General features: G+C 72.0%; 21 protein-coding genes. 15 read left to right on the top strand and 6 right to left on the bottom strand.

Annotated features, from left to right (window positions below):
* Window positions 1-454 precede the first annotated feature (454 nt).
* From hutU to hutI, 4 genes are read left to right on the top strand one after another with little or no spacing between them, the layout of a single operon-like run.
* The gene (gene hutU, locus ACFZAX_RS32545) at window positions 455-2,197 is read left to right on the top strand and encodes a urocanate hydratase (protein ID WP_390966121.1); all 1,743 of its coding nucleotides are present in this window, start codon (window positions 455-457) and stop codon (window positions 2,195-2,197) included.
* Entirely contained in the window at window positions 2,194-3,492 is a 1,299-nt protein-coding gene (locus tag ACFZAX_RS32540) for an allantoate amidohydrolase (RefSeq protein ID WP_390966119.1), read from the top strand. The genes hutU and ACFZAX_RS32540 overlap by 4 nt, the downstream gene beginning before the upstream one ends.
* A complete protein-coding gene (locus ACFZAX_RS32535; RefSeq protein WP_390966117.1) occupies window positions 3,483-4,820 on the top strand; it encodes a formimidoylglutamate deiminase in 1,338 nt (445 codons plus the stop codon). Before ACFZAX_RS32540 ends, ACFZAX_RS32535 begins: the two co-directional genes overlap by 10 nt.
* A gap of 50 nt (window positions 4,821-4,870) precedes the next feature.
* The gene (gene hutI, locus ACFZAX_RS32530) at window positions 4,871-6,043 is read left to right on the top strand and encodes an imidazolonepropionase (RefSeq protein WP_390966116.1); all 1,173 of its coding nucleotides are present in this window, start codon (window positions 4,871-4,873) and stop codon (window positions 6,041-6,043) included.
* Window positions 6,044-6,275: 232 nt separating this feature from the next.
* On the opposite strand, the gene ACFZAX_RS32525 is transcribed toward hutI, so the two are convergent.
* Window positions 6,276-7,340 carry a SigB/SigF/SigG family RNA polymerase sigma factor gene (locus ACFZAX_RS32525; RefSeq protein WP_390966115.1) on the bottom strand — a complete coding sequence of 355 codons (1,065 nt, stop codon included), beginning with the start codon at window positions 7,338-7,340 and terminating at the stop codon, window positions 6,276-6,278.
* 302 nt (window positions 7,341-7,642) lie between these two features.
* Between ACFZAX_RS32525 and ACFZAX_RS32520 the strand changes: the two genes are divergently transcribed.
* The gene (locus ACFZAX_RS32520) at window positions 7,643-8,011 is read left to right on the top strand and encodes an anti-sigma factor antagonist (protein WP_390966114.1); all 369 of its coding nucleotides are present in this window, start codon (window positions 7,643-7,645) and stop codon (window positions 8,009-8,011) included.
* 190 nt (window positions 8,012-8,201) lie between these two features.
* Window positions 8,202-8,693, top strand: a complete 492-nt coding sequence (locus ACFZAX_RS32515; RefSeq protein WP_390966112.1) for an ATP-binding protein — start codon at window positions 8,202-8,204, stop codon at window positions 8,691-8,693.
* 126 nt (window positions 8,694-8,819) lie between these two features.
* On the opposite strand, the gene ACFZAX_RS32510 is transcribed toward ACFZAX_RS32515, so the two are convergent.
* The gene (locus ACFZAX_RS32510; protein ID WP_390966110.1) at window positions 8,820-10,307 is read right to left on the bottom strand and encodes an oligopeptide:H+ symporter; all 1,488 of its coding nucleotides are present in this window, start codon (window positions 10,305-10,307) and stop codon (window positions 8,820-8,822) included.
* 488 nt (window positions 10,308-10,795) lie between these two features.
* Here ACFZAX_RS32510 and ACFZAX_RS32505 point away from each other — a divergent pair, with 488 nt between their 5' ends.
* Window positions 10,796-11,473: a response regulator transcription factor gene (locus ACFZAX_RS32505; RefSeq protein ID WP_327176135.1), complete on the top strand. Its 678-nt coding sequence runs from the start codon at window positions 10,796-10,798 to the stop codon at window positions 11,471-11,473.
* A gap of 108 nt (window positions 11,474-11,581) precedes the next feature.
* Complete coding sequence (locus tag ACFZAX_RS32500; protein ID WP_390966107.1) at window positions 11,582-12,847, top strand: ATP-binding protein; 1,266 nt, start codon at window positions 11,582-11,584, stop codon at window positions 12,845-12,847.
* A 39-nt stretch (window positions 12,848-12,886) separates the two neighbouring features.
* Here the strand turns inward: ACFZAX_RS32500 and ACFZAX_RS32495 are convergent, their stop codons facing one another.
* Entirely contained in the window at window positions 12,887-13,405 is a 519-nt protein-coding gene (locus tag ACFZAX_RS32495) for a GtrA family protein (protein WP_390966105.1), read from the bottom strand.
* 173 nt (window positions 13,406-13,578) lie between these two features.
* Between ACFZAX_RS32495 and ACFZAX_RS32490 the strand changes: the two genes are divergently transcribed.
* Genes ACFZAX_RS32490 through ACFZAX_RS32480 form a run of 3 tightly spaced genes read left to right on the top strand, consistent with a single transcriptional unit; the run spans window position 13,579 to window position 16,499 of the window.
* On the top strand, window positions 13,579-14,730 hold the full coding sequence (locus ACFZAX_RS32490) for a 5-(carboxyamino)imidazole ribonucleotide synthase (RefSeq protein ID WP_390966104.1): 1,152 nt from the start codon (window positions 13,579-13,581) through the stop codon (window positions 14,728-14,730).
* A complete protein-coding gene (purE, locus tag ACFZAX_RS32485) occupies window positions 14,727-15,263 on the top strand; it encodes a 5-(carboxyamino)imidazole ribonucleotide mutase (RefSeq protein ID WP_327176131.1) in 537 nt (178 codons plus the stop codon). The genes ACFZAX_RS32490 and purE overlap by 4 nt, the downstream gene beginning before the upstream one ends.
* Before the next feature lie 12 nt (window positions 15,264-15,275).
* On the top strand, window positions 15,276-16,499 hold the full coding sequence (locus tag ACFZAX_RS32480; protein WP_390966102.1) for a membrane dipeptidase: 1,224 nt from the start codon (window positions 15,276-15,278) through the stop codon (window positions 16,497-16,499).
* A gap of 92 nt (window positions 16,500-16,591) precedes the next feature.
* Here the strand turns inward: ACFZAX_RS32480 and ACFZAX_RS32475 are convergent, their stop codons facing one another.
* Window positions 16,592-17,935: a nucleotide sugar dehydrogenase gene (locus ACFZAX_RS32475; RefSeq protein WP_390966100.1), complete on the bottom strand. Its 1,344-nt coding sequence runs from the start codon at window positions 17,933-17,935 to the stop codon at window positions 16,592-16,594.
* A gap of 238 nt (window positions 17,936-18,173) precedes the next feature.
* Here ACFZAX_RS32475 and ACFZAX_RS32470 point away from each other — a divergent pair, with 238 nt between their 5' ends.
* Window positions 18,174-19,331 (top strand): acyl-CoA dehydrogenase, encoded by a 1,158-nt coding sequence (locus ACFZAX_RS32470; protein WP_386893249.1) that lies wholly within the window; start codon window positions 18,174-18,176, stop codon window positions 19,329-19,331.
* A gap of 289 nt (window positions 19,332-19,620) precedes the next feature.
* Window positions 19,621-20,997, top strand: coding sequence for an SGNH/GDSL hydrolase family protein (locus tag ACFZAX_RS32465; RefSeq protein ID WP_390966098.1), 1,377 nt, complete (start codon window positions 19,621-19,623; stop codon window positions 20,995-20,997).
* A 93-nt stretch (window positions 20,998-21,090) separates the two neighbouring features.
* On the opposite strand, the gene ACFZAX_RS32460 is transcribed toward ACFZAX_RS32465, so the two are convergent.
* On the bottom strand, window positions 21,091-22,461 hold the full coding sequence (locus tag ACFZAX_RS32460; protein ID WP_390966097.1) for an LCP family protein: 1,371 nt from the start codon (window positions 22,459-22,461) through the stop codon (window positions 21,091-21,093).
* A gap of 117 nt (window positions 22,462-22,578) precedes the next feature.
* Here ACFZAX_RS32460 and ACFZAX_RS32455 point away from each other — a divergent pair, with 117 nt between their 5' ends.
* Window positions 22,579-23,202 (top strand): hotdog domain-containing protein, encoded by a 624-nt coding sequence (locus ACFZAX_RS32455; protein ID WP_390966096.1) that lies wholly within the window; start codon window positions 22,579-22,581, stop codon window positions 23,200-23,202.
* Between the two features lie 33 nt (window positions 23,203-23,235).
* On the opposite strand, the gene ACFZAX_RS32450 is transcribed toward ACFZAX_RS32455, so the two are convergent.
* Window positions 23,236-24,612 (bottom strand): LCP family protein, encoded by a 1,377-nt coding sequence (locus ACFZAX_RS32450; RefSeq protein ID WP_390966094.1) that lies wholly within the window; start codon window positions 24,610-24,612, stop codon window positions 23,236-23,238.
* Between the two features lie 322 nt (window positions 24,613-24,934).
* On the opposite strand from ACFZAX_RS32450, the gene ACFZAX_RS32445 reads away from it, so the two are divergent.
* Window positions 24,935-26,023 (top strand): glycosyltransferase (locus ACFZAX_RS32445; protein ID WP_390966092.1); only part of this gene is annotated, 1,089 nt, incomplete at its 3' end.

Genomic DNA, 26,023 nt, shown 5'->3' with positions numbered 1-26,023 from the left:
GGAAGGGCAGGCCGTCGATTGATCGATCTGCTCCGGTTCTCTGCGTTATCTGCCGTTTCATATGCAGGGATGTGTGAACGAAAGTCGTTGCTGTCCGAAAATCGCCGAGATGGCGCGAAAGCTGCGCAGAGCTTTGGGGTGGTGTCCGTGTGTCACGTGTCAGCTGTCCGGGCCGTTTGCGACCGATCGGTTCCGGCCGCCCTCGCTCCGGGCTCTGGCGGTCCCGCCCCGGCCGGTCCCCCTCCGGGCGGTCCCGCCCCGCCGCCACCCGCTCGCCGCCTCCCGCTCGCCTCCTCCTGGCCCGCCCCGACCTGGCCGCTCCACCTCGGCCCGCCCCGCCGACGGCCCCCTCCGCCCCGCCTCCCCGTACGGTCGCGTGTCCGGTGGCGCACCGTTGACTAGAACTATTCATCGCATCAGGATGTGAATGGATGGCTGACCAAGGAGGCGCACCATGTCAGGACCCCGCCCCGTCAGGGCCGCGCGCGGCACCGAACTGAGCACCCTGGGCTGGCAGCAGGAGGCCGCCCTGCGCATGCTCCAGAACAACCTGGACCCCGAGGTCGCCGAACACCCCGACAAGCTGGTCGTCTACGGCGGCACCGGCAAGGCGGCCCGGGACTGGCGGAGTTACGACGCCATGGTCCGTACCCTGCGCACCCTCAAGCAGGACGAGACGATGCTCGTCCAGTCCGGCCGCCCGGTCGGCGTGATGCAGACCCACGAGTGGGCCCCGCGCGTCCTGCTCGCCAACTCCAACCTGGTGGGCGACTGGGCGAACTGGGAGGAGTTCCGGCGCCTGGAGGCGCTCGGCCTCACCATGTACGGCCAGATGACCGCGGGTTCCTGGATCTACATCGGCACCCAGGGCATCCTCCAGGGCACCTACGAGACCTTCGCCGCCGTCGCCGCCAAGCGGTTCGGCGGCTCCCTCGCCGGGACCATCACCCTCACCGCCGGACTCGGCGGCATGGGTGGCGCCCAGCCGCTCGCCGTCACCATGAACGACGGGGTCGCGATCTGCGTGGACTGCGACCCGCGCGCCATCGAGCGCCGGATCGAACACCGCTACCTCGACGTACGGGCCGACGGCGTCGCCCACGCCCTCGCGCTCGCCACCGAGGCCCGCGACGCCCGCAGGCCGCTTTCGATCGGACTCCTGGGCAACGCGGCCGAGATCCTGCCCGAGCTGCTCGCGGCCGGGGCGCCGATCGACATCGTCACGGACCAGACGAGCGCCCACGATCCGCTGGCGTACCTGCCGGTCGGGGTCGAGTTCGACGCGATGGCCGCGTACGCCGCCGAGAAGCCCGCCGACTTCACCCGCCGGGCCCGGGAGTCGATGGCCCGGCACGTGGAGGCGATGGTCGGCTTCATGGACGCCGGGGCCGAGGTCTTCGACTACGGCAACTCCATCCGCGGCGAAGCGCGACTCGCCGGCTACGACCGGGCCTTCGACTTTCCCGGCTTCGTCCCCGCCTACATCCGGCCGCTCTTCTGCGAGGGCAAGGGGCCGTTCCGCTGGGCGGCGCTCTCCGGCGAGGCCGCCGACATCCACCGCACCGACCGGGCGATGCTCGACCTCTTCCCGGAGAACGAGTCGCTCCGCCGCTGGATCGGACTCGCCGGTGAACGTGTCCACTTCCAGGGCCTGCCCGCCCGGATCTGCTGGCTCGGCTACGGCGAACGCGACCGGGCGGGGGCACGCTTCAACGACATGGTCGCGAGCGGTGAACTCGCCGCCCCCCTCGTGATCGGCCGCGACCACCTGGACTGCGGCTCGGTGGCCTCCCCGTACCGGGAGACCGAGGCGATGCTCGACGGCTCGGACGCCATCGCCGACTGGCCCCTGCTGAACGCCATGGTCAACGTCGCCTCCGGGGCGTCCTGGGTCTCCATCCACCACGGCGGCGGGGTCGGCATGGGCCGCTCCCTCCACGCCGGGCAGGTCACCGTCGCGGACGGCACCCCGCTGGCCGGGGAGAAGATCCGCCGGGTGCTCACCAACGACCCGGGCATGGGCGTCGTCCGCCATGTCGACGCGGGGTACGAGGGCGCCGAACGGGTCGCGGAGGACCGGGGCGTCCGCGTCCCCATGCGGGAGGGCGACGGGACGGACGGCCCGGAGCGGCACGCGTCCGCGACCGGTACCGACGGGGCGGACGAGGCGGCCACGACCCGGGCCGGCCGCCGATGACCGCCCGGGACGCCGAGGCGGCCTTCCGGGAGATGTGGCGCGAGCTCGCCCCCCTCGGCCGCCACCCCGCCTCCGGCGGATACCGCCGCTACGCCTGGACCCGCGCGGACGCCGACTGCCGGGCGTGGTTCCGCGGTCAGGCCGAGGCGCGCGGGCTCGTCCACGAGACCGACCGCAACGGCAACCAGTGGGCCTGGCTCGGCGACCCCCTGGCGGGGGACGCCGTCGTCACCGGCTCCCACCTGGACTCCGTACCCGACGGCGGCGCCTTCGACGGCCCCCTCGGGGTGGTCTCCGCCTTCGCCGCGCTCGACGAACTCCGCCGGCGGGGGGCGGAGTTCACCAGGCCGCTGGGAATCGTCAACTTCGGCGACGAGGAGGGCGCCCGCTTCGGACTCGCCTGCACCGGCTCCCGGCTGGCGGCGGGCCGGCTCACCCGCGAGCAGGCCCACCTCCTCACCGACGCCGCGGGCGTCACGCTGCCCCGCGCGATGGAGGCCGCCGGGTACGACCCCGACGCCATCGGCCCGGACCCCGGACGCCTCGGCCGGATCGGCGCGTTCGTCGAGCTCCACGTCGAGCAGGGACGGTCCCTCGACCGCACCGGCGACCCCCTCGGGATCGCCTCCGCCATCTGGCCGCACGGCCGCTGGCGGTACGACTTCCGGGGCGAGGCCAACCACGCCGGGACCACCCTCCTCGCCGACCGCCGCGACCCGATGCTGCCGTACGCCGAGACCGTCCTCGCCGCCCGCCGGGAGGCCGAACTCGCCGGAGCGCTCGCCACCTTCGGCAAGGTCGCCGTCGAGCCCAACGGCGTCAACGCGGTGCCGTCCCTCGTCCGGGGCTGGCTCGACTCCCGCGCCGCCGACGCCGCCACCCTCGACGCCCTCACCGCCGCCGTCGAACGCGCCGCCCGGGACCACGCCGAACGGGCGGGCGTCGCCCTCGACGTCGTACGGGATTCCTTCACGCCCGTCGTCGAGTTCCGGCACACCCTGCGCGACGAACTCGCCCGCATCCTGGGAGACCGCGTTCCCGGAGACGGCGTACCCGGAGACGGCGTACCCGGCGACCGCACCGGCGATCGGCGGCACCCCGTACCCGTACCCGTCCTCGCCACGGGGGCGGGACACGACGCGGGTATTTTGTCCGCCTCCGTGCCGACCGCCATGCTGTTCGTACGGAACCCCACCGGTGTCTCCCACTCGCCCGCCGAGCACGCCACCGAGCAGGACTGCGTGGCCGGGGTCGCCGCACTCGCCGACGTACTGGAGGGTCTCGCATGCAGGTGACGACGTACTGGCTCTCCCAGGCCTGGCTCGGCACCCACGTCGAACCCGGGGTCGCCCTCGACGTCGCGGACGGGCTGATCACCGCCGTCCGCACCGGCGTCGGGACCCCGCCGCCCGGCGCGACCGTACTGCGGGGTCTCACCCTGCCGGGGCTGGCGAACACCCACTCGCACGCCTTCCACCGGGCCCTGCGCTCCACCGTGCAGGTCGGATCCGGGACGTTCTGGACCTGGCGTGAGCGGATGTACCGGGTCTCCGCCAAGCTCACCCCCGACACCTACTTCGCGCTCGCCCGCGCCACCTACGCCGAGATGGCCCTCGCGGGCATCACCGCCGTCGGGGAGTTCCACTACCTCCACCACGCCCCCGGCGGCACCCCCTACGCCAACCCGAACGCGATGGGCGAGGCGCTGATCGCCGCCGCCGCCGAGGCCGGCATCCGCATCACCCTGCTCGACACCGCCTACCTCGCCGCCGGATTCGGCCAGGAACCCGACCACCACCAGCTCCGCTTCTCCGACACCACCGCGGACGCCTGGGCCGAACGCGCCGCCGCGCTCCGGGGCGGCGGCCACGCCCTGATCGGTGCCGCCATCCACTCCGTGCGGGCCGTCCCGGCCGATCAGCTGGAGACCGTCGCCCAGTGGGCCGCCGACCGCGCCGCCCCGCTCCACGTCCACCTCTCCGAGCAGACCGCCGAGAACGAGGCCTGCCTCGCCGCCCACGGCCGGACCCCCGCCCGGCTCCTCGCGGACCACGGCGTCCTCGGCCCCCGCACCACCGGCATCCACCACACCCACCTCACCGGGGAGGACATCGAGCTGATCGGCGCCTCCGGCACCGGCACCTGCATGTGCCCCACCACCGAACGGGACCTCGCCGACGGCATCGGCCCCGCCGTCGCCCTGCACCACGCGGGCTCCCCGGTCTCCCTCGGCAGCGACAGCCACGCCGTGATCGACCTCTTCGAGGAGGCGCGCGCGATGGAGCTGAACGAGCGGCTGCGGACGAACATCCGGGGCCACTGGACGGCCGCCGCCCTGCTCCGCGCCGCCTCGGCGACCGGCCACGCGGCCCTCGGCAGGCCGGAGGGCGGCAGCCTCGTCGCCGGAGCCCCCGCCGACCTGACGACCGTGGCCATGGACTCCGTCAGGACCGCCGGACCGGTGGACCGGCTGGCCGCCGAGGCCGCCGTCTTCGCGGCGACCGCCGCGGACGTACGCCACACGGTGGTGGCGGGGAGCCACCTCGTACGCGACGGCCGCCACACGCAGGTCGACGACGTGCCCGCCGCGCTCGCCGACGCCGTCGCGGCCCTGCGCGACTGACGCGCGACCAGCGATCCCCGCACAGCCCGAGCGACTGGAGCAACCCCCCGATGACGAGCACCGTCCTCACCCACATCTCCGGCCTGGTCACCAACGACCCCGCCCAGGGCGACGGATCCCCGCTGGGCCTGGTCCGGGACGCGGCCGTCGTCATCGACGGCGACCGCATCGCCTGGACCGGCGAGTCGGCACGGGCACCCGCCGCCGACCGCGCCGTGGACGCGGGCGGCCGGGCCGTGCTCCCGGGGTTCGTGGACTCCCACTCCCACCTGCTCTTCGCCGGCGACCGCACCGAGGAGTTCCACGCCCGGATGTCCGGGCGCCCGTACACCGCCGGGGGCATCCGGACCACCGTCGCCGCCACCCGCGCCGCCACGGATGAGGAGCTCGCGGCCGGGCTCGTACGCCATCTGGACGAGGCGCTCCGGCAGGGCACCACCACCCTCGAGACCAAGTCCGGTTACGGCCTCACCGTCGCGGACGAGGCCCGCGCGCTGGCCCTGGCCGCCGGGCTCACCGACGAGCTCACCTTCCTCGGCGCCCACGTGGTGCCGCCCGAGTTCGAGGACGACCCGGCCGGCTACGTCGCGCTGGTCACCGGCCCGATGCTGGACGCCTGCGCCCCGTACGCCCGGTGGATCGACGTCTTCTGCGAGCGGGGCGCCTTCGACGGCGACCAGGCCCGCGCGGTCCTCACCGCCGGGAAGGCGAAGGGCCTGCTGCCGCGGGTGCACGCCAACCAGCTCGGCCACGGTCCGGGCGTGCGGCTCGCGGTGGAGCTGGACGCGGCCTCCGCCGACCACTGCACCCACCTCGACGCCGCGGACGTGGACGCCCTCGCCGCCGGGAACACCGTCGCCACGCTGCTGCCCGGGGCGGAGTTCTCCACCCGCGCCGCCTGGCCGGACGCCCGGCGGCTGCTCGACGCGGGGGTCACCGTCGCCCTCTCCACCGACTGCAACCCGGGCTCGTCCTACACCTCCTCGATGGCGTTCTGCGTCGCCCTCGCGGTACGGGACATGGGCATGACCCCCGACGAAGCGGTCCGGGCCGCCACCGCGGGCGGGGCCGCGGCCCTGCGCCGCACCGACGTCGGCCGGATCGTCCCGGGCGCCCGCGCCGACCTCCTGCTGCTGGACGCGCCCAGCCACGTCCACCTCGCCTACCGGCCGGGCGTCCCGCTGGCCGCCGGGGTCTGGCGGCGCGGCGTCCGGGTGGTGTGAGCGGCGCGGCGTCCGGGTGGTGTGAGCGGCGCGGCGTCCGGGCGGTGTGAGCGGCGCGGCGTCCGGGTGGTGTGAGCGGCGCGGCGTCCGGGTGGTGTGAGCGGCGCGGCGTCCGGGTGGTGTGAGCGGCGCGGCGTCCGGGTGGTGTGAGCGGCGCCCGGAGGCGCCGCCCGGACCTGCGTGTGGCCGCCCGGAGACTCCGGGCGGCCACCTACGGGCCCTCAGGTCCGGGTCACTCCTGGACGGTCAGCCCCTCGCGGAGCCGTCCCAGCGTCCGCGAGAGCAGGCGGGAGACGTGCATCTGGGAGATGCCGAGCTCCTCGCCGATCTCGGACTGGGTGAGGTTGGTGACGAAGCGCAGCGACAGGATCAGGCGGTCGCGGTCCGACAGTGAGGCGATGAGGGGTTTGAGGGACTCGATGTACTCGATCCCCTCCAGCCCGTGGTCCTCGTAGCCGATGCGGTCCGCCAGGGAGCCTTCGCTCTCGTGGTCGTCGTGCTGGGCGTCCAGCGAGCCGGCGCTGTAGCCGTTGCTCGCGGTCAGCCCCTCCACGACCTCCTCGCGGGTCAGCCCGAGGTGCTCGGCGAGTTCGCCGGTGGTGGGCGCGCGGTCCAGCCGCTGCGACAGTTCGTCGCCCGCCTTCGCCAGGTCGATCCGCAGCTCCTGCAGGCGGCGCGGTACGCGCACGGCCCAGCTGGTGTCGCGGAAGAAACGCTTGATCTCGCCGATGATCGTCGGCATGGCGAAGGTCGGGAACTCGACGCCCCGGCTCAGCTCGAACCGGTCGATCGCCTTGATCAGGCCGATGGTGCCGACCTGGACGATGTCCTCCATCGGCTCGCTGCGGGTGCGGAACCGGGTGGCGGCGAACCGCACGAGGGCGAGGTTCAGCTCGACCAGGGTGTTCCGTACGTACGCGTGGGCGTGGGTGCCCTCCTCCAGGGTGTCGAGCCGCTCGAAGAGCGTCTTCGACAGCGCGCGGGCGTCCAGCGCTCCGACGGTCGAGGGGGAGGGGATCTCGGGAAGTCCTTCGAGACCCTCGAATCCTCCGACGCCGTCGCCGGTGGGGACCTCTCCGTCGCCGGGGTCCTCTTCGCCGCGTGCGGCCTCGTGACCGTGGACGGCGTCCTCGCCGGTGGGGGCGGCGAGGGAGACGGTGCCTCCGGCGGCGACGCCGTCGGAGCTTCTGCGCGGGCCGGGTACGGCGCCGATGGCAGGGGAGTCGGAATTGGTCGGTCCCTGAGGACATGCCGACGCCGCGTCGTGGGTACGCGAACCGTCGAGCCGGGGTGACATGGTTCTCCTCCAGTGTCTCGGCATAGGGCTGCCGAAGCCGTTCGTGCTGCTGCGGTGAAGCGGCGCCTCCGAAGCCGGTAAGGGGTGGATGAAGCAGGTGTCCCTCTACCCTTACCTGCTCAGCGGTGGGAGTGACAAGCTCCAATTAACCGTTATGTCCGGTTTGTTGAGATCTCCCGCTACCGCGGGAGAGACGGACCGCGTAATGTTTCGCGTACGTCGCGGCATGCGCGCGGACACAGGAATACGGGCGGCTCACGCGCCGCTCAAGGCCCCACTGACCAACGGTGAAGAGGGACGGCATGGACCGCGGGACGGTCGGCAGTACGAACCGGGGAAGACTTCTGGTCGAGACCCGGACGGAGGGCGGCAGCGAGATCGTGACGCCGGTGGGTGAGCTCGATCACCACACCGCCGATCTGCTGCGCGAACCTCTGGAGAGGGCGGTCGAGCAAGGACGTGTGCGTCTGGTCGTCGACTGCTCCGGCCTCGAGTTCTGCGACTCCACGGGGCTGAACGTCCTGCTCGGCGCACGACTCCAGGCGGAGGAGGCCGGCGGGGAGGTCCACCTGGCCGGAATGCGGCCCGTGGTGGCCAGGGTCTTCGAGATCACTGGCGCGGAGGCGGTTTTCACCGTCCACGACACGGTCCAAGACGCCCTGGGCTCCTGAGGTGCCTCTCTCGCACCATTTCCGGCCGCACCGCGTGTCCCACGTGTCACGCGATCGTCCGGCCGGAGCGGGTGTCGTCGCGGCCTCGCCGGGCAGGAGAAAACCCGGCGGACCCACGACGGCCCGCATCCAAGAATCTGACCTGTATCTGTTCGATGGCGACTCGGTGAATCGGTGAGGTGAAGCGCTGATGAGCACCACCCGGCAGCATCCGCCGGGCGGCCTCGGCCGCGAGCCGGACGGAGCGGACACGTCCGCGTCCGCCCCGGCCGACCGGCAGTGGCGCACCCTCTCTCTGCGGGAGGCCACCGGCATCGTGCCGATGGCCCGCGACTTCGCACGCGAGGCCCTGCACGAGTGGGGCTGGCTGCCCGCCGAGGGCGCCGACCGCCGCGCCGCCGCCGAGGACGTCCTGCTGGTCGTCTCCGAGCTGGTCACCAACGCCTGCCTGCACGCGGGCGGCCCGGAGGAGCTCCGGATCGGAGCCACCTCCAAGGTGCTGCGGATCGAGGTCGCCGACAACGGCGACGGCCAGCCCGCCCCGCGCACCCCGCACCGGGCCGGACGGCCCGGCGGCCACGGCATGTTCATCGTGCAGCGGCTCTGCCTGGACTGGGGCGTGGTACGCGTCCCCGAGGTCCCCGGCAAGACCGTCTGGGCGGAGCTGGCCGCACCCGAGTAGGGCGTCGGCGAGTCCGTACGGACGCAGGGCGACGAGCGCGCACCGACAAGGCGACGACAACGGCTGAGGGCCGCCGCACCGATCACTCGGTGCGGCGGCCCTCCGCCGTCGTCAGGGGTAGGCGCGTCAGCGCACGTCGCCCATGAGGGACTTCACCTTGCCGCGGTACATGAAGATCGCGACACCCGCGAGCACCGCGAGAGCGGCCTGCAGCGTGACGATCCCGGTGCCGTTGAGGTCCACTCCCGCGATGGAGAGCAGGCTCGTGGTGCAGTCGCCCGCGGTGACCGCGAGGAACCAGACACCCATCATCTGGCTGGCGTACTTGGCCGGAGCCATCTTCGTGGTGACCGAGAGGCCGACCGGGGAGAGCGTCAGCTCACCGACGGTCTGCACGAAGTAGATCGCGACCAGCCACATCGCGGCGGCCTGGTGGCCGTCGGTGGCGATGGTCAGGGGCGCCAGGAAGAGGAAGAACGACGCACCGACCAGCACCAGGCCGGAGCTGAACTTCACGATCGTGCTCGGCTCCTTGCCGCGGCGGTTCAGCGCCATCCAGAAGGCGGCGAAGACCGGGGCCAGGGCCATGATCAGGACGGGGTTGACCGACTGGTACCAGGAGACCGGGAACTCCCAGCCGAACACCGAATTCTTCGCCGAGTCCTCGGCGAAGATGGCCATCGTCGAGCCGCCCTGGTCGTAGATCATCCAGAAGAGCGCGGCGGCGACGAAGAACCAGATGTAGCCGGAGACCTTCCGCTGCTCGGTGCTGTTCAGTTCCTTGTCGCGCTTGATGCGCGCCAGGACCATCACCGGGATGACCAGACCGGCCACCGTGATCGGGACCAGCAGCCAGTTGAGCGTGTAGACGCCGGTGGCGACCGTGACGATGTAGAAGACCGCGGCGATGCCCAGCCAGATCATCGACTTGCGCAGCGTGGAGGCGCGCTCGGCGGCCGAGAGCGGCTTCGGGGTCTCGAAGCTGCGGGCGTCCAGGTGGCGGCTGCCGAGCATGAACTGGAGGACACCCAGCCCCATGCCGACGGCGGCCAGGGCGAAGCCGAGGTGCCAGTTGACGTTCTCGCCGACGGTGCCGATCACCAGCGGGGCGATGAAGCCGCCGAGGTTGATGCCCATGTAGAAGATCGTGAAGCCACCGTCGCGGCGCGGGTCGTCCGGGCCGTCGTAGAGGTGGCCGACCATCGTCGAGATGTTGGACTTCAGCAGACCCGACCCGATGGCCACGAGACCGAGGCCGGCGAAGAACGTGCCCTCGGAGGGGAGGGCCAGTACGAGGTGACCGACCATGATCACCGCGCCGGAGATGGCCACGGTCTTGCGCGGACCCCAGACCCGGTCGCCGAACCAGCCGCCGGGCATGGCGAGCAGGTAGACGAGCGACAGGTAGACCGAGTAGATGGCCGTCGCCGTGGCCGGGTTCATGTGGAGCCCGTTGGGAGCGATCAGGTACAGGGGGAGCAGGGCCCTCATGCCGTAGTAGGAGAAACGCTCCCACATCTCGGTCATGAAGAGCGTGGCCAGGCCGCGGGGGTGGCCGAAGAAGGTCGCCCCACCGGTCTGGCCGGCGGTTTCCTTCGTCAGGCTGGACGCCATGGTCGATCCTTGCTGAATGGGGACGTACCGCCGTGGAAGCGGGGTACGTCCGGTGGGGGGTGGCCGGCACCGACGCGTTCCGGGCCCTGCCCCCTCGCCTGAAAGGGGATCAGCTCCGCCTTCCGGCCCCTGGAGAAGAGGTACGGAGACGGGGGACCGACCGCATCGGGATCCACACCCGGCGCGCGTCTTCGCGCTCCGGGCCCGGCCCACAGGTCATTCACTCGTTACAAGACTGGCGGGAACCAGCCCGCACATGAAAGGGACCTTCGGCGCGAAACGCTGCCCAAAGGTCCCCATTAGTGCAACAGGCGTCGCAACACCATACGACACGACCTTGCACCATATGGAAGAGTATGAGACATCGATCACAGGTGAGAGTGGAACCGTAGTCGATCATTCGAAGGTCCTGAGGGGGATGGGGCCCTGACTCGAAGGCGTTTCCGTGTGCCTCACTCCGGGCCTCCCTCGCGGACTACCATCACCCCATGACCCGTGTACTGCTCGCCGAGGACGACGCATCCATCTCGGAGCCACTGGCCCGCGCACTGCGTCGGGAGGGCTACGAGGTCGAGGTCCGTCAGGACGGCCCCACCGCGCTCGACGCCGGACTCCAGGGCGGCGTCGACCTGGTCGTCCTCGACCTGGGGCTGCCCGGCATGGACGGCCTCGAAGTGGCCCGACGGCTGCGCGCCGACGGCCACGCCGTGCCGATCCTGGTGCTGACCGCCCGCGCCGACGAGGTCGACACGGTGGTCGGCCTGGACGCCGGCGCCGACGACTACGTCACCAAGCCCTTCCGCCTCGCGGAGCTCCTCGCCCGCGTCCGCGCCCTGCTGCGCCGCGGCGCCGCCGAGCCCGCCCCGCAGCCCGCCACCCACGGCGTACGGATCGACGTCGAGTCGCACCGCGCCTGGATGGGCGACGAGGAGCTCCAGCTCACCGCGAAGGAGTTCGACCTCCTGCGGGTGCTGGTCCGGGACGCCGGCCGGGTCGTCACCCGCGACCAGCTGATGCGCGAGGTCTGGGACACCACCTGGTGGTCGTCGACGAAGACCCTGGACATGCACATCTCCTGGCTCCGCAAGAAGCTCGGCGACGACGCGGCGAACCCCCGCTACATCGCCACCGTCCGCGGCGTCGGCTTCCGCTTCGAGAAGAGCTGACGCCCGAAGAGAGCTGACGGCCGAAGAGAGCTGACGGACGTAGAGAGCTGACGGCCGGCGAGAACCGGCGGCCGACGAGCACAGAAAGCTGACGGGCAGAAGCACCTCATGCGCCGCCGACTGATCAACTCCACGCTCTCCGTGGTGCTCGTGGTGATCGCCGTCTTCGGCATCTCCCTGGTCCTCGTGGAGACCCGCACCATCAGCAACAGCGCCCAGGAGAGCGTGGACTCCGAGGCGCTGCGCCTGATCAGCGTCGTGGAGAGCCGGCTGCTCGGCGAGGAGCGGATCACCGCCGGCGTGCTCGACGAACAGGTCGTCGGCGACCGGTACGCCCGTGTCGAGCTCCCCGGTCGCGCCCCGATCGAGGTCGGCACGCGGCCCGGCGGCAACGCCATCACCGCCGTCGTGAAGGGCGAGGAGGGCGAACGGGTCATCGTCGAGGAGTCCCGCTCCGCCGTCACCCGCGAGGTCGGCCGCACCCTGCTGATCATCGGCGCGGTGGCCCTCCTCGCGATCATCTCGGCCGTCCTCCTCGCCGTACGCCAGGCCAACCGGCTCACCTCCCCGCTCACCGACCTCGCCGAGACCGCGGAACGCCTCGGCTCCGGCGACCCGCGCCCCCGCCACAAGCGGTACGGGGTGGCCGAGCTGGACCGGGTCGCCGACGTCCTCGACGCCTCCGCCGAACGGATCGCCCGGATGCTGACGGCCGAGCGGCGGCTCGCGGCCGACGCCTCCCACCAGCTGCGCACCCCGCTCACCGCGCTCTCCATGCGCATCGAGGAAATCTCCGTCACCGACGACCCGGACACGGTGAAGGAGGAGGCGAACATCGCCCTCACCCAGGTCGAGCGCCTCACCGACGTCGTGCAGCGGCTGCTGACCAACGCCCGGGACCCGCGCACCGGCTCCGCCGTCGTCTTCGACCTCGACGAGGTCATCAAGCAGCAGATCGAGGAGTGGCGCCCCGCCTACCGCGGCGAGGGCCGCGCCGTCGTCCGCTCCGGCCGGCACGGCCTGCGGGCGGTCGGCACCCCCGGCGCCGTCGCCCAGGTGCTCGCCGCCCTGATCGAGAACGCGCTGATGCACGGCGGCGGCACGGTCGCCCTGCGCACCCGCGTCACCGGCAACCAGGTCGTCGTGGAGGTCACCGACGAGGGCCCGGGCGTCCCCGCCGACCTCGGCGCCCGGATCTTCGAACGCTCCATCAGCGGGCGCAACTCCACCGGCATCGGACTCGCGGTCGCCCGCGACCTCGCGGAGGCCGACGGCGGCAGGCTGGAACTCCTCCAGCAGCAGCCGCCCGTCTTCGCCCTCTTCCTCGGCAGCGTCGCGCGCACCCCCGAGGAACAGGAACGCCCGGTCCGCTGAGCGCGGGACCGGGCGGGGCCTCTTCGACGACCGGGGACGTCAGTTCCGTACGGTGTCCGGCGCTACCGGCTCCGAGGGCTGCCGCCGCCCGGGAAACTGCTCCGCGACGGCCACGGCCTCCTTCTCGGGGAGCGCCTTGAACACCCAGGTGCGGTACGACCAGAAGCGGAAGAGCGTGGCGATCCCGATGCCCACGACCTTGGCGACGTTGCTCTGCACCGGGGTGTCCCAGCCGAAGCCGTAGGTCGCCGCGTACAGCACGCCCGTCTCGATCACCGCGCCCACCGCGCTGAACAGCAGGAACAGCGCGAGCTCGCGGGTCCGGCCGCTCTTGTCGCGGTCCCGGTACGTCCAGTACCGGAACCCCACGTAGTTGAAGAGGATGGCCACGCCGGTGGCCATCAGCCCGGCCCGCACGGTCGGAATGTCCGTGGTGCGCCAGATCACGTTGGACACCGCGATGTTGACCACCAGGCCGAGCGCGCCGACCACGCCGAACTTGGCGACCTCCCGGGCCAGCCGATCAAGCCGGGTCCGCAGTGCGCCCCGTTCGCTCATGATGATCGTTCAGCCCCGTCCGGTCGGTTTCGTCAACGTGCTCATGCTAACCAGCCCGGCCGTGTGATGCCCGGGGCCTCGGGCCACCTGTCCAGCGACGACGGCGCCACACCCCCCGGGGACCCGTTCGGGCCAGAGTCAAGGGGCACCTGGACGGCGGATACCCTGGGGGCGTGACGTTCCCGGTAGTCGGCATGGTCGGCGGCGGTCAGCTCGCCCGCATGACCCACGAGGCGGGCATCCCCCTCGGCCTGACATTCAAGCTGCTCAGTGACACTCCGCAGGACTCGGCCGCCCAGGTGGTGAGCGAGGTCGTCGTCGGCGACTATCGCGACCTGGAGACCCTCCGCGCCTTCGCGCGCGGCTGCGACGTGATCACCTTCGACCACGAGCACGTGCCCACCGAGCACCTGCGGGCCCTGGAGGCCGACGGCATCGCCGTGCGCCCCGGACCCGACGCTCTGCGGCACGCCCAGGACAAGGGCGTGATGCGGGCCCGGCTCACCGAGCTCGGCGTGCCCTGCCCCCGCCACCGCATCGTCACGGACCCCGCCGACGTCACCGCCTTCGCGGGCGAGGGGGACGGCTACCCGGTGATCCTCAAGACGGTCCGCGGCGGCTACGACGGCAAGGGCGTCTGGGTGGTGCGCTCCGAGGCGGACGCCGCCGAGCCCTTCCGCGCCGGAGTCCCGGTCCTCGCCGAGGAGAAGGTCGCCTTCACCCGCGAGCTCGCGGCGAACATCGTCCGCTCCCCGCACGGCCAGGCCGTCGCCTACCCCGTCGTGGAGTCCGTCCAGGTCGACGGGGTCTGCGACACCGTCATCGCGCCGGCCCCCGGCCTCGACGAGAAGCTGGCCGGCGAGGCTCAGCAGCTCGCCCTGCGGATCGGCGCCGAGCTCGGGGTCGTCGGCCACCTCGCGGTCGAGCTCTTCGAGACGCGTGGCGCCGACGGGACACCCGGCATCCTCGTCAACGAACTGGCCATGCGCCCGCACAACTCCGGCCACTGGACCCAGGACGGCGCGATCACCTCGCAGTTCGCCAACCACGTCCGCGCCGTGCTCGACCTGCCACTCGGCGACCCTCGCCCGCGCGCCCCCTGGACGGTCATGTGCAACGTCCTGGGCGGCGACTACCCCGACATGTACCAGGGCTACCTGCACTGCATGGCCCGGGACCCGCAGCTCAAGATCCACATGTACGGCAAGGACGTGAAGCCCGGCCGCAAGGTCGGACACGTGAACACCTACGGCGACGATCTGGCGGACGTGCGGGAGCGCGCCCGGCACGCGGCCGACTACCTCCGAGGGACGATCACCGAATGACAGACCCGCGCACCGCACCCGTAGTCGGCATCGTCATGGGGTCGGACTCCGACTGGCCCGTCATGGAGGCCGCCGCCCAGGCCCTGGACGAGTTCGGCATCGCGTACGAGGTGGACGTCGTCTCCGCCCACCGGATGCCCCGCGAGATGATCGCCTACGGCGAGCAGGCGGCCGGCCGCGGTCTGAAGGCGATCGTCGCGGGCGCGGGCGGGGCCGCCCACCTGCCCGGCATGCTGGCCTCCGTCACCCCGCTGCCGGTCATCGGCGTCCCCGTACCGCTGAAGTACCTGGACGGCATGGACAGCCTGCTCTCCATCGTCCAGATGCCCGCCGGCATCCCCGTCGCCACCGTCTCGGTCGGCGGTGCCCGCAACGCCGGGCTCCTCGCCGCCCGTATCCTCGCCACCGCCGACGAGGAGCTCCGCGAGCGGATGACCACCTTCCTCGGCGAACTGAACGAACAGGCCACCGAGAAGGGCCGGCGGCTGCGGGCCAAGGTCGAGGGCTCCGGCTCCTTCGGCTTCGGGAAGTAGGCAGGCAGTCCCATGGACCACGCGAACCACACGAACCACGCGGACCTCCTGCGACGGGCCCGGGATCTGCTAGCCGTCCACCCCGTCGTCGACGGTCACAACGACCTCCCGTGGGCCCTGCGCGAACAGACCGGCTACGACCTGAACGCCCGTGACATCGCCCAGGACCAGACCGGCTTCCTCCACACCGACCTGCCCCGGCTCCGCGCCGGAGGCGTCGGCGCGCAGTTCTGGTCGGTGTACGTACGCTCCGACCTCGCCGGCGACGAAGCCGTCAGCGCCACCCTCGAACAGATCGACGTCGTCGGCGAGATGCAGACGCGCTACCCCGCGCACCTGCGCCGGGCGCTGACCGCCGACGACATGGAGGCGGCCCGCACCGAGGGCCGTATCGCCTCCCTGATGGGGGCCGAGGGCGGCCACTCCATCAACAACTCGCTGGCCACCCTCCGCGCCCTGCACACCCTCGGCGTCCGCTACATGACGCTGACGCACAACGACAACCTCGACTGGGCCGACTCCGCGACCGACGTCGCCCGCCTCGGCGGACTCTCCGAGTTCGGCCGCGAGGTCGTCCGCGAGATGAACCGTTGCGGCATGCTCGTCGACCTCTCGCACGTGTCACCCGGCACCATGCGCGACGCCCTCGCCACCAGCGAGGCGCCCGTCGTCTTCTCGCACTCCTCGGCCCGCGCCGTCTGCGACCACCCGCGCAACGTCCCCGACGACGTGCTGCTCTCGCTGCGCGACAACGGCGGGGTCGCGATGGCCACCTTCGTACCCAAGTTCGTCCTGCCGGCCGCCGTCGAGTGGACGCTCGCCGCCGACCGGAACATGCGCGAGCACGGGCTGCACCACCTCGACACGTCCCCGCAGGCCATGCGCATCCACGAGGACTTCGAGGAAGCCAACCCGCGCCCGGTCGCCACCGTCGCCACCGTCGCGGACCACCTCGACCACATGCGTGAGGTGGCCGGCGTCGACCACATCGGCATCGGCGGCGACTACGACGGCACGGCGTTCCTCCCCGAGGGGCTGGAGGACGTCTCCGGCTACCCGAACCTCGTCGCGGAGCTGCTGCGCCGCAACTGGTCCGAGGCCGACCTCGCCAAGCTCACCTGGGGCAACGCGGTGCGCGTGCTGCGCGACGCGGAGGCGGTCGCCCGCGACCTCCAGTTCCGCCGGAGCCCGTCCCACGCCACCATCGAGCAGCTGGACGCCAAGGCCCAGGCCTGACGGCCCGGCCGTACGTACGCCGAGAGGCCGCACCCGGTCCATCGGGTGCGGCCTCTCGGCGTACGTACGGCTCGGGCGGGCGCGCCGGCAGGTCAGGCGGTCGGGCGGCCCATCGCCCGGTACGTCCACCCGGCCGCCCGCCACACCGTGCTGTCCAGGGCGTTGCGGCCGTCCAGCAGTATGCGGTGCGCGGCCACCTCGCCCAGTGCCTCCGGGTCCAGCTCGCGGAACTCCCGCCACTCCGTCAGGTGCAGCACCACGTCCGCGCCGCGCACGGCGTCCAGCGCGGTGTCCGCGTAGCCGAGGGTCGGGAAGAGACGGCGGGCGTTCTCCATGCCCTTCGGGTCGAACACGGTGACCTGCCCGCCCTGGAGGTGGATCTGCCCGGCCACGTTGAGCGCGGGGGAGTCGCGCACGTCGTCGGAGTCGGGCTTGAAGGTCGCACCCAGCACCGCCACCCGGGTGCCCAGGAACGAGCTGCCGCCCACGGCCTCCCGGGCCAGCTCCACCATGTGGCCCCGGCGGCGCATGTTGATCGAGTCGACCTCGCGCAGGAAGGTCAGCGCCTGGTCGGCCCCCAGCTCACCGGCGCGCGCCATGAACGCCCGGATGTCCTTGGGCAGGCATCCGCCGCCGAAGCCGATGCCGGCCCGCAGGAACTTCGAGCCGATCCGCTCGTCGTACCCGATCGCCTCCGCCAGCTTCACCACGTCCCCGTCCGCCGCCTCGCAGACCTCGGCCATCGCGTTGATGAAGGAGATCTTGGTGGCGAGGAAGGAGTTCGCCGAGGTCTTCACGAGTTCGGCGGTGGGGAAGTCGGTGACGACGAAGGGAGAACCCTCCGCGACCGGAACGGCGTACACCTCGCGGAGCAGCTTCTCGGCCCGCTCGCTCTCCACCCCGACGACGATCCGGTCCGGGTGCAGGGTGTCCTTCACGGCGAAGCCCTCGCGCAGGAACTCCGGGTTCCAGGCCAGCTCCGCGTCCGCGCCCACCGGGGCCAGTCCGGCCAGCAGCTTCGCCAGCCGGGCCGCCGAACCGACCGGGACCGTGGACTTGCCGACCACCAGCGCCGGGCGGGTCAGGTGCGGGGCCAGCGAGGCGAAGGCGCTGTCCACGTAACTCATGTCGCAGGCGTACTCGCCGTGCTTCTGCGGGGTGTTCACACAGACGAAGTGGATGTCGCCGAAGGCGCCCACCTCCTCCCAGGAGGTGGTGAACCGCAGTCGCCCGGTGGAGCCCTCGATCCCCGCCACGTGCTTCTGGAGGATCTCCTCCAGACCCGGCTCGTACATCGGGACCCGGCCCGCCTGGAGCAGCTCGATCTTCTCCGGCACCACGTCGAGCCCGAGCACTTCGAAGCCCAGCTCCGCCATGGCCGCGGCATGGGTGGCGCCGAGGTAGCCGGTGCCGATCACAGTGATCCTGAGGGCCATGGGTGCTCCTGGATGAAACGGACGGACGTGCCTCGCCGAGCATAGTCGGGGCCGCCCGGCCGCCATTTCCGCCCCTTGTGCCCCTGGCGTGCCGTTTCTTTCGCGTCCTGGAGTGATTGCGACCACTCCGCCACTCGCTGTCGTCAAGCTCACGCGTCCGACGCGTAGGCCATCGCGCGGGGGCGGGACTAAAATTGGGTTACTGAACGGTAGTTAGCATCTTTGGGGAGTGAGCGTCTTGGCGGGTTCGACCGATTTCGACCTTTACCGTCCGGCCGAGGAGCACGACATGCTCCGCGAGACGATCCGGTCGCTCGCCGAGGCGAAGATCGCCCCGTTCGCGGCGGCGGTGGACGAGGAGGGCCGCTTCCCCCAGGAGGCGCTGGACGCCCTCGTCGCCGCCGACCTGCACGCGGTCCACGTGCCCGAGGAGTACGGCGGCGCCGGCGCCGACGCGCTCGCCACCGTCATCGTGATCGAGGAGGTGGCCCGCGCCTGCGCGTCCTCCTCCCTGATCCCCGCCGTCAACAAGCTCGGCTCCCTCCCGGTGATCCTCTCCGGCTCCGAGGCGCTGAAGAAGAAGTACCTGGGCCCGCTCGCCAAGGGCGACGCGATGTTCTCGTACGCCCTCTCCGAGCCGGACGCGGGCTCCGACGCGGCGGGCATGAAGACCAAGGCCGTGCGGGACGGCGACTTCTGGGTCCTCAACGGCGTGAAGCGCTGGATCACCAACGCGGGCGTCTCCGAGTACTACACGGTGATGGCCGTCACCGACCCGACCAAGCGCTCCAAGGGCATCTCCGCGTTCGTCGTCGAGAAGTCCGACGAGGGCGTCTCCTTCGGCGCCCCGGAGAAGAAGCTCGGCATCAAGGGCTCCCCGACCCGCGAGATCTACTTCGACAACGTCCGCATCCCCGCCGACCGCATGATCGGCGAGGAGGGCACCGGCTTCGCCACCGCGATGAAGACCCTGGACCACACCCGCATCACCATCGCGGCCCAGGCGCTCGGCATCGCCCAGGGCGCCCTCGACTACGCCAAGGGGTACGTCCAGGAGCGCAAGCAGTTCGGCAAGCCGATCGCCGACTTCCAGGGTGTGCAGTTCATGCTCGCCGACATGGCGATGAAGCTGGAAGCCGCCCGCCAGCTCACCTACAGCGCCGCCGCCAAGTCCCAGCGCGTCGACGGCGACCTCACCTTCTTCGGTGCCGCCGCCAAGTGCTTCGCCTCCGACGTCGCCATGGAGGTCACCACCGACGCCGTCCAGCTCCTCGGCGGCTACGGCTACACCCGCGACTACCCGGTCGAGCGCATGATGCGCGACGCCAAGATCACCCAGATCTACGAGGGCACGAACCAGGTCCAGCGGATCGTGATGGCGCGCAACCTGCCGTAACCGCCGGCAGTACCCGTACGGCCCCGACGCGCACCCGCGCGCCGGGGCCGTACGCGTGTCCGCCGCTCGCGCCGGGTCCGGAGGATTCCGCCCCGGCCCCGGCGCTCGACGGGCTGCTGCGGTCCGCCTCTGCCGCGACCCGTCCCCATATGCCCAACTCGCCGAAACTTTCGCCGAGTTCATGCGGTGTATCGGATCGTGCGAGAGCCATTGACACCCAGGAAACGCCCCGTTTACCGTCACCGCCGAAGGGCGCAAGGGGATCACTCCGTTCGAGGGGAAACAGTCCATGGCTCGAAAAGTTTCGAAGGCCGGTCTGGCCGTGACGGTGGCGCTCGCGGCGACCCTGGCCACCGGTGTCGCCGTGGGAGCCGCCGGGGCCTCGGACACGGGGCACCCGGCGGCGAACGGCGGGAGCGGGCGGAGCGCCACCGCGCACGCGCGGAAGGCGGGGACGCACTGGGTGAACACCTGGACCTCCATGCCGCAGCTGACCGAGCCGAGCAACATGCCGCCCGCCCCGTTCAGCCAGGACGGCAAGGTCCTCGACGACGCCACCCTGCGGCAGACCGTCCACGTGTCGGTCGGCGGGAAGCAGGTGCGGCTGCGGTTCTCCAACGCGTTCGGCGGCGCCGCGCTGCCGCTCACCTCGGTGTCGGTGGCGCTGCCCGCCGGGGGCCGGGCCGGAGCCCGTGCGGTCCAGCCCGCGACCTCCCGGACGGTGACGTTCAGCGGGAGCGCCTCGGCGGTCGTCCCGGTGGGCTCGCAGGTCGTCTCGGACCCGCTGGACTTCGCCGTGGCGCCCGGGACGAACCTCACGGTGACCGTGTACCTGGCGGACGGGCAGGCGTCGAACAGCATCACCTCGCACCCCGGCTCGCGGACCACCTCGTACCTGCTCGCCGGCGACCACGTGCGGGACGAGGACCTGGCCGGTGCCGCCTCTGCGGCCCACTGGTACTTCCTCAGCGGCGTCGAGGTCTGGTCCCCGGACACCACCGCCGCCGCCGTCATCGTCGGCGACTCGCTCACCGACGGCCGGGGCTCCACCACCGACGCCAACAACCGCTGGCCGGACCAGCTCCTCGACCGGCTGCGGTCGCGCCCGGACACGGCCGGTACCGCCATCCTCAACCAGGCGGCAGGCGGCAACCGCGTGCTCAACGACGGCCTCGGGCCCAACGCCCTCTCCCGGGTGGACCGCGACGTCCTGGCGCAGAGCGGCGTCGCATGGGCCCTCGTCTTCGAGGGCGTCAACGACATCGGTACGGCCGACGCCACCGGGGCCGCCCAGCAGAAGACGGCGGACGACCTCATCGCCGCCTACGACCAGATCATCGTCCGGGCCCACACCCGGGGCATCCGGGTCTACGGGGCGACGCTGACGCCCTTCGGCGGCAACGCCGCCTACGACGACCCGAACGGGTACCGCGAGCAGGCCCGGCAGAAGGTCAACGCCTGGATCCGCACCAGCGGCCGGTTCGACAGCGTGGTCGACTTCGACCGCGCGGTCCGCGACCCGAAGAGCCCGCGCCAGATCCTGTCCGCGTACGGCGACCCCGACCACCTGCACCTGAACCCGACGGGCTACGGGGCGCTCGCCGCCGCCGTGCCGGCCGGGCTCTTCCACCAGGAGCCGCTGCCCAGGGGCTTCGGCTTCGACTGACCCCGCTCCGGCCGTCGCGCGGGCCCGGCGGACCCCCCGCACGGCGGAGCCGGGCCCCCGATCGGGGGCCCGGCTCCGCCGTGACCGGAAGGGTCAGTTGCCCTGCACCGTGACCTTCTCGTCGTTCTTCAGCTGCTCCACGAGCTGCTTGACCTTCGCCTTGTCCCAGATGAGGTTGCCCCCGCTGGTGCTCTGCCCGGAGAGCGGGATGTTCATCGACGTACCGTCGCCGCCGGTGACGCCCTTCATGGCGAAGAACATCCGGGCCAGCGACCAGAGCGACATGTCCTTGTCCACGACGAGGGTGTCGAGACCCGCGCCCAGCACCGGGTACAGCGTGAACGGGTTGATCAGTGTCGACGGGGTCGCCGTCTGGCTCGCGAGGGCCGCGAGGAACTTCTGCTGGTTCTTCGTACGGTCCAGGTCGCTGCCCGCGAAGGCGTAGCGGGTACGGACGAAGGCGAGGGACTGCTCGCCGTTGAGCGTCTGCTTGCCCGCCTGGAAGTCGGCGCCGGAGTTCTTGTCCTTGAAGGCCTTCGGGATGTCGAGCTCGACCCCGCCGATCGCGTCCACGATGTTGGCGAAGCCGCCGAAGCCGATCTCGACGTAGTGGTCGATGTGCAGCCCGGTGTTGTACTCGACGGTCCGCACCAGCAGCTCCGGGCCGTCCTCCGCGTACGCGGCGTTCAGCTTCACCGTCCGGCCGGTGCCCTCGTACCTCTTGCCCGACTCGGAGCCCACGAACGAGGGGATCTCCACGTTCGAGTCACGGGGCAGCGAGACCAGCGTCGGCCCGTTCGACCCGTTGTGCAGGATCATCATCGAGTCGGTGCGCTTGCCCTCGGCGGAGCCGGTGTGCAGCTTCTTCTTGTCCGCGGCCGACATGCCCTGGCGGCTGTCGGAACCGACGATCAGGTAGTTGGTGCCGTCGCCCGCGTCCGGGCGGTCGATGACCTTGGAGAGGTCGACCTCGCGCTTGAGCTTGGAGTCCGCCCAGAAGTACGTGGAGACGGAGACCGCCAGCACGACGACCACCAGGGCCAGCGCGCCGAGCTTGATCCGGCGCCGCCAGTCCGGCGCGGGCCGGCCCTGGACGTAGCCGCCGTCACCGCCGCGCCCGCCACGGCCGCCGCCCGGCCCCGGCCCGTGGCCCTGGCCGTGTCCGGGGCCCTGGGGCGATCCGTAGACCTGGCCGGTGTTGTAGCCGCTGTCGTACCCGGGCCCGGCGGCCTGGTCGCCCCGGCCGTACGGGTCGCCCTGGCCGTACGGGTCGTTCCGGGGCGCCTCGGGGGCGCCGTACCCCTGGCGTCCCTGGTAACCCTGCCCCTGCGGCGGCACCTGAGGGGCGCGCGGCGGGGTGCGTCGCTGGACACGGGGCATGGAGCGCGCACCCTCGGGCTCGGGGGAGGCGCTGCCCCGGCCGTAACGGTCGCTGTCGTCGGTCCATCCGGGCCTGTCACTCATGCGGACCAGTCTGCCGTCCCCGGGCACGCGGATCACAGGGTGTGAGAAGAAACGGTTCAGGGCTGTTGCGAAGCTGATGCAAATTCGGTCACGCATCGGCCGCATACAGTGGACGGTATGACAAAACTGGCCAATCGCCTCCAGGACGAAAGCAGCCCCGAGGACGGAAGCCGTTCCCCGACCGGTACGGACGGCGAGGACGGCCGCGACGGTGCCGGTGACCTCCCCGGCAAGCCCACCGAGGCGTCCCGCACCACCCTCAGCCACATCATGACCGGCACCGACACCAACCTCCTGGGCACGGTGCACGGCGGCGTGATCATGAAGCTGGTGGACGACGCGGCCGGGGCCGTGGCCGGCCGGCACTCGGGCGGGCCCGCCGTGACCGCCTCGATGGACGAGATGGTCTTCCTGGAGCCGGTCCGGGTCGGCGACCTCGTGCACGTACGCGCCCAGGTGAACTGGACGGGCCGCTCCTCCATGGAGGTCGGGGTACGGGTGATGGCCGAGCGGTGGAACGAGTCGACCCCCGCCCAGCAGGTCGGCAGCGCCTACCTCGTCTTCGCCGCCGTCGACGCGGACGGCCGCCCCCGGCCCGTGCCGCCGGTGATCCCCAGCACCGAGCGCGACAAGCGGCGCCACCAGGAGGCCCAGATCCGGCGTACGCACCGCCTCGCCCGGCGCCGCGCGATCAAGGAGCTGCGCGAGCAGCGCGCCGCGGACGGCATCGACGAGAGCTGACCCCGGCCGGGGACGAGCTCTCCGCGGCCGGAGTCACGGGCAGACGACCTCGTCGCCGGTGACGGCGTGGAACGTACCCCGGGGTACGGTCTCCGCCCGCACCGGCACCACCGCCGTCCAGTCCGCTCCGACCGTCACCCGCAGCGTGGCGCCCTGGCCGGGCGCCGCCCGCAGCTCGCTGCCGGGCAACGCCGTGGCCAGCGACTTCGCCGAGCGGTCCCAGCGCGGGTCGTAGGTGATCAGGGTGCGCGCGAGGTCGCGGACCGCGCCGTTGAGGGGCGCCATGGTGGTGTTGAAGCCGGTGGCGCGCAGGGCGGCGTCCAGCTCCTTGCCGAGACCGGCCCGCGGCGTTCCGTTGTAGACCTGGACCCGGATCTGCTGGGGCGCCACGTCCACCACCGTCGCCTTCGACTCCTCGGGAGCGGCGGACGGCTTCGCCGCGGTGAGCGGCTCGTCCTCGCGCAGGGTCCGGAACAGCGCGTCCGCCCGCGCGGTGTCCCACTTCACGGTCGACCCGATCCCCTTGACCGGGAAGCTCGGGTCACCCACCGGGACGGAGGCGAACTCCGACGAGGCGGCGGTGAACCCGCGCATCGCCGAGCCAAGCTCCAGCAACTCCTCGGTGCCGAACCCCTCGTCCGCCCGTACCGACCCCAGCATCGCCGAGACGACCTGCTGGAACTTCACGGGGTTCAGCAGCACCCCCTTGCTGGTCGCCCGCTCGATCACCGCCGCGACGAACTTCTGCTGCCGTTCCATCCGCCCCAGATCGGCCGCCCCGTCGATGTGCCGCGAGCGGACGTACTGGAGGGCCTGGCCGCCGTCGAGCTCGTGGGTGCCCGCCGGGAGATCCAGGCCGGTGTACGCGTCCTTCAGCGGCCTCACCGTGCAGATGTCCACGCCGTCCAGGGCGTCCACCGTCTTCATGAAGCTGGTGAAGTCCGCCTCCAGGTAGTGGTCGATCTTGACCCCGGTCAGCTGCTCCACGGTGCGCACGGTCAGGTTCGGCCCGCCCTCGGCGTAGGCGGCGTTCAGCTTCACGGGGTGCGCGGCGTGCTGCTTGCCGGTCGTCCTGTCCGTGTGCGCGGGGATCACGGCGTAGCTGTCGCGCGGCAGGCTCACCACGCTCGCCCGCCGCCGGTCCCGGGAGAGGTGCACCAGCATGAGGGTGTCGGTGCAGTGGCAGGGGGCGCCGCCGAGCCGGTACTTCTTCTTCTCCGCCGCGGTGATGCTGTCGCGGCCGTCGGTGCCGACGACCAGCAGGTTCGTCCCGCGGCTCCCGGACGGCCGGTTCTTCATGTCCCGGAAGGGGTCCACCCGGTCGATCCCGGTCTCCAGGCCGGTGACCAGAGCGTGGCCGATGCCGCCCGCACCGAGCACCAGCACCGACAGCCCCGTCGCCAGCCGCATCCCCCAGCGGGGCCGCTCGTCCTGCCGCCGCGATCTCGGCGGCCTCGCGGACGGCGCCGGACCGCGCCGCGGCGGGGTGCGCCGGGGGTGCGGTGGACGGGGCGGTCCGGGCGGCGTGATCACGAGGGGGAAACCTCCTGGGCGTGGGCAGACCGTCCGTACGGTAAGTCCATACGATCTCCGCTCCGGGCTGCGACCCGGCGGGACGCGCCGTTGTCCCCCGTAAGCGGTAACGTGGCCGCGCGCACCACCTGTCGATCAACCGCCGTCTCCCGTGGTGCGACCCGGAGCCCGGCGCCCCCGAGGACCCCCCGAGGACCACATGTCTGCCGCGCAGTACCCCGCCGTCTCAGTGATCATGCCGGTGCTCGACGAGGAGCGGCACCTGAGGAACTCGGTCCGGCACATCCTGGAACAGGAGTACGCCGGTGAGATGGAGGTGGTGATCGCGCTCGGCCCGTCCAAGGACCGCACCGACGAGATCGCCGCCGAACTGGTGCGCGAGGATTCCCGCGTCCACACCGTCCCCAACCCCACGGGCCGCACCCCCGCCGCCCTCAACGCCGCCATCGCCGCCTCCCGCCACCCGATCGTGGTGCGGGTCGACGGGCACGGCATGCTCTCGCCCGACTACATCGCCACCGCCGTCCGCCTCCTGGAGGAGACCGGCGCGCAGAACGTCGGCGGCATCATGCACGCCGAGGGCGAGAACGCCTGGGAGGACGCCGTCGCCGCGGCGATGACCTCGAAGATCGGCGTCGGCAACGCCGCCTTCCACACCGGCGGCCAGGCGGGCCCCGCCGAGACGGTGTACCTCGGCGTCTTCCGCCGCGAGGCGCTGGAGAAGGCCGACGGGTACAACGTCGAGTTCATCCGGGCCCAGGACTGGGAGCTGAACTTCCGCATCCGCGAGGCCGGCGGCCTGATCTGGTTCTCGCCCGAGCTGAAGGTCCAGTACCGGCCCCGCCCCTCGGTGCGGGCGCTCGCCAAGCAGTACAAGGACTACGGCCGCTGGCGGCACGTCGTCGCCCGCTACCACGCCGGCTCGATCAACCTGCGCTACCTCGCCCCGCCGACCGCCGTCTGCGCCATCGCCGCGGGCATCGTCGTCGGCGCCGCGGTCACCCCCTGGGCCTTCCTGGTCCCCGCCGCCTACGCGGCCGCCATCACCGCCGGATCGCTGCCCGCCGGCAAGGGGCTGTCGCTGAAGGCCCGCGCGCAGATCCCGGTCGCCCTCGCCACCATGCACATGTCCTGGGGGTACGGCTTCCTCACCAGCCCCCGCTCGCTGGCCCGGCGCGTCATCGCCGGCCGCCGCCCCTCCCTCGTACGCGTGCCCCGGGGCCTACCAGGTGAAGTCCGGGTTCACGTGCATGCAGGCCTTCTCGTCGTCCCCGCTGAGGGCCTTCGC

The organism is Streptomyces sp. NPDC008125, from assembly GCF_042957125.1.
Classification (GTDB): domain Bacteria; phylum Actinomycetota; class Actinomycetes; order Streptomycetales; family Streptomycetaceae; genus Streptomyces.
The sequence above is the reverse complement of the archived record's forward strand: the minus strand, read 5'-3'. Positions and strand labels throughout refer to the sequence as shown.

What these genes read in the sequence shown, in the direction of transcription:
- hutU (WP_390966121.1), top strand. Translation starts at nt 455, where the DNA reads ATGTCAGGACCCCGCCCCGTCAGGGCCGCGCGCGGCACCGAACTGAGC.
- ACFZAX_RS32540 (WP_390966119.1), top strand. Translation starts at nt 2,194, where the DNA reads ATGACCGCCCGGGACGCCGAGGCGGCCTTCCGGGAGATGTGGCGCGAG.
- ACFZAX_RS32535 (WP_390966117.1), top strand. Translation starts at nt 3,483, where the DNA reads ATGCAGGTGACGACGTACTGGCTCTCCCAGGCCTGGCTCGGCACCCAC.
- hutI (WP_390966116.1), top strand. Translation starts at nt 4,871, where the DNA reads ATGACGAGCACCGTCCTCACCCACATCTCCGGCCTGGTCACCAACGAC.
- ACFZAX_RS32525 (WP_390966115.1), bottom strand. Translation starts at nt 7,340, where the DNA reads ATGTCACCCCGGCTCGACGGTTCGCGTACCCACGACGCGGCGTCGGCA.
- ACFZAX_RS32520 (WP_390966114.1), top strand. Translation starts at nt 7,643, where the DNA reads ATGGACCGCGGGACGGTCGGCAGTACGAACCGGGGAAGACTTCTGGTC.
- ACFZAX_RS32515 (WP_390966112.1), top strand. Translation starts at nt 8,202, where the DNA reads ATGAGCACCACCCGGCAGCATCCGCCGGGCGGCCTCGGCCGCGAGCCG.
- ACFZAX_RS32510 (WP_390966110.1), bottom strand. Translation starts at nt 10,307, where the DNA reads ATGGCGTCCAGCCTGACGAAGGAAACCGCCGGCCAGACCGGTGGGGCG.
- ACFZAX_RS32505 (WP_327176135.1), top strand. Translation starts at nt 10,796, where the DNA reads ATGACCCGTGTACTGCTCGCCGAGGACGACGCATCCATCTCGGAGCCA.
- ACFZAX_RS32500 (WP_390966107.1), top strand. Translation starts at nt 11,582, where the DNA reads ATGCGCCGCCGACTGATCAACTCCACGCTCTCCGTGGTGCTCGTGGTG.
- ACFZAX_RS32495 (WP_390966105.1), bottom strand. Translation starts at nt 13,405, where the DNA reads ATGAGCGAACGGGGCGCACTGCGGACCCGGCTTGATCGGCTGGCCCGG.
- purE (WP_327176131.1), top strand. Translation starts at nt 14,727, where the DNA reads ATGACAGACCCGCGCACCGCACCCGTAGTCGGCATCGTCATGGGGTCG.
- ACFZAX_RS32480 (WP_390966102.1), top strand. Translation starts at nt 15,276, where the DNA reads ATGGACCACGCGAACCACACGAACCACGCGGACCTCCTGCGACGGGCC.
- ACFZAX_RS32475 (WP_390966100.1), bottom strand. Translation starts at nt 17,935, where the DNA reads ATGGCCCTCAGGATCACTGTGATCGGCACCGGCTACCTCGGCGCCACC.
- ACFZAX_RS32465 (WP_390966098.1), top strand. Translation starts at nt 19,621, where the DNA reads ATGGCTCGAAAAGTTTCGAAGGCCGGTCTGGCCGTGACGGTGGCGCTC.
- ACFZAX_RS32460 (WP_390966097.1), bottom strand. Translation starts at nt 22,461, where the DNA reads ATGAGTGACAGGCCCGGATGGACCGACGACAGCGACCGTTACGGCCGG.
- ACFZAX_RS32455 (WP_390966096.1), top strand. Translation starts at nt 22,579, where the DNA reads ATGACAAAACTGGCCAATCGCCTCCAGGACGAAAGCAGCCCCGAGGAC.
- ACFZAX_RS32450 (WP_390966094.1), bottom strand. Translation starts at nt 24,612, where the DNA reads ATGCGGCTGGCGACGGGGCTGTCGGTGCTGGTGCTCGGTGCGGGCGGC.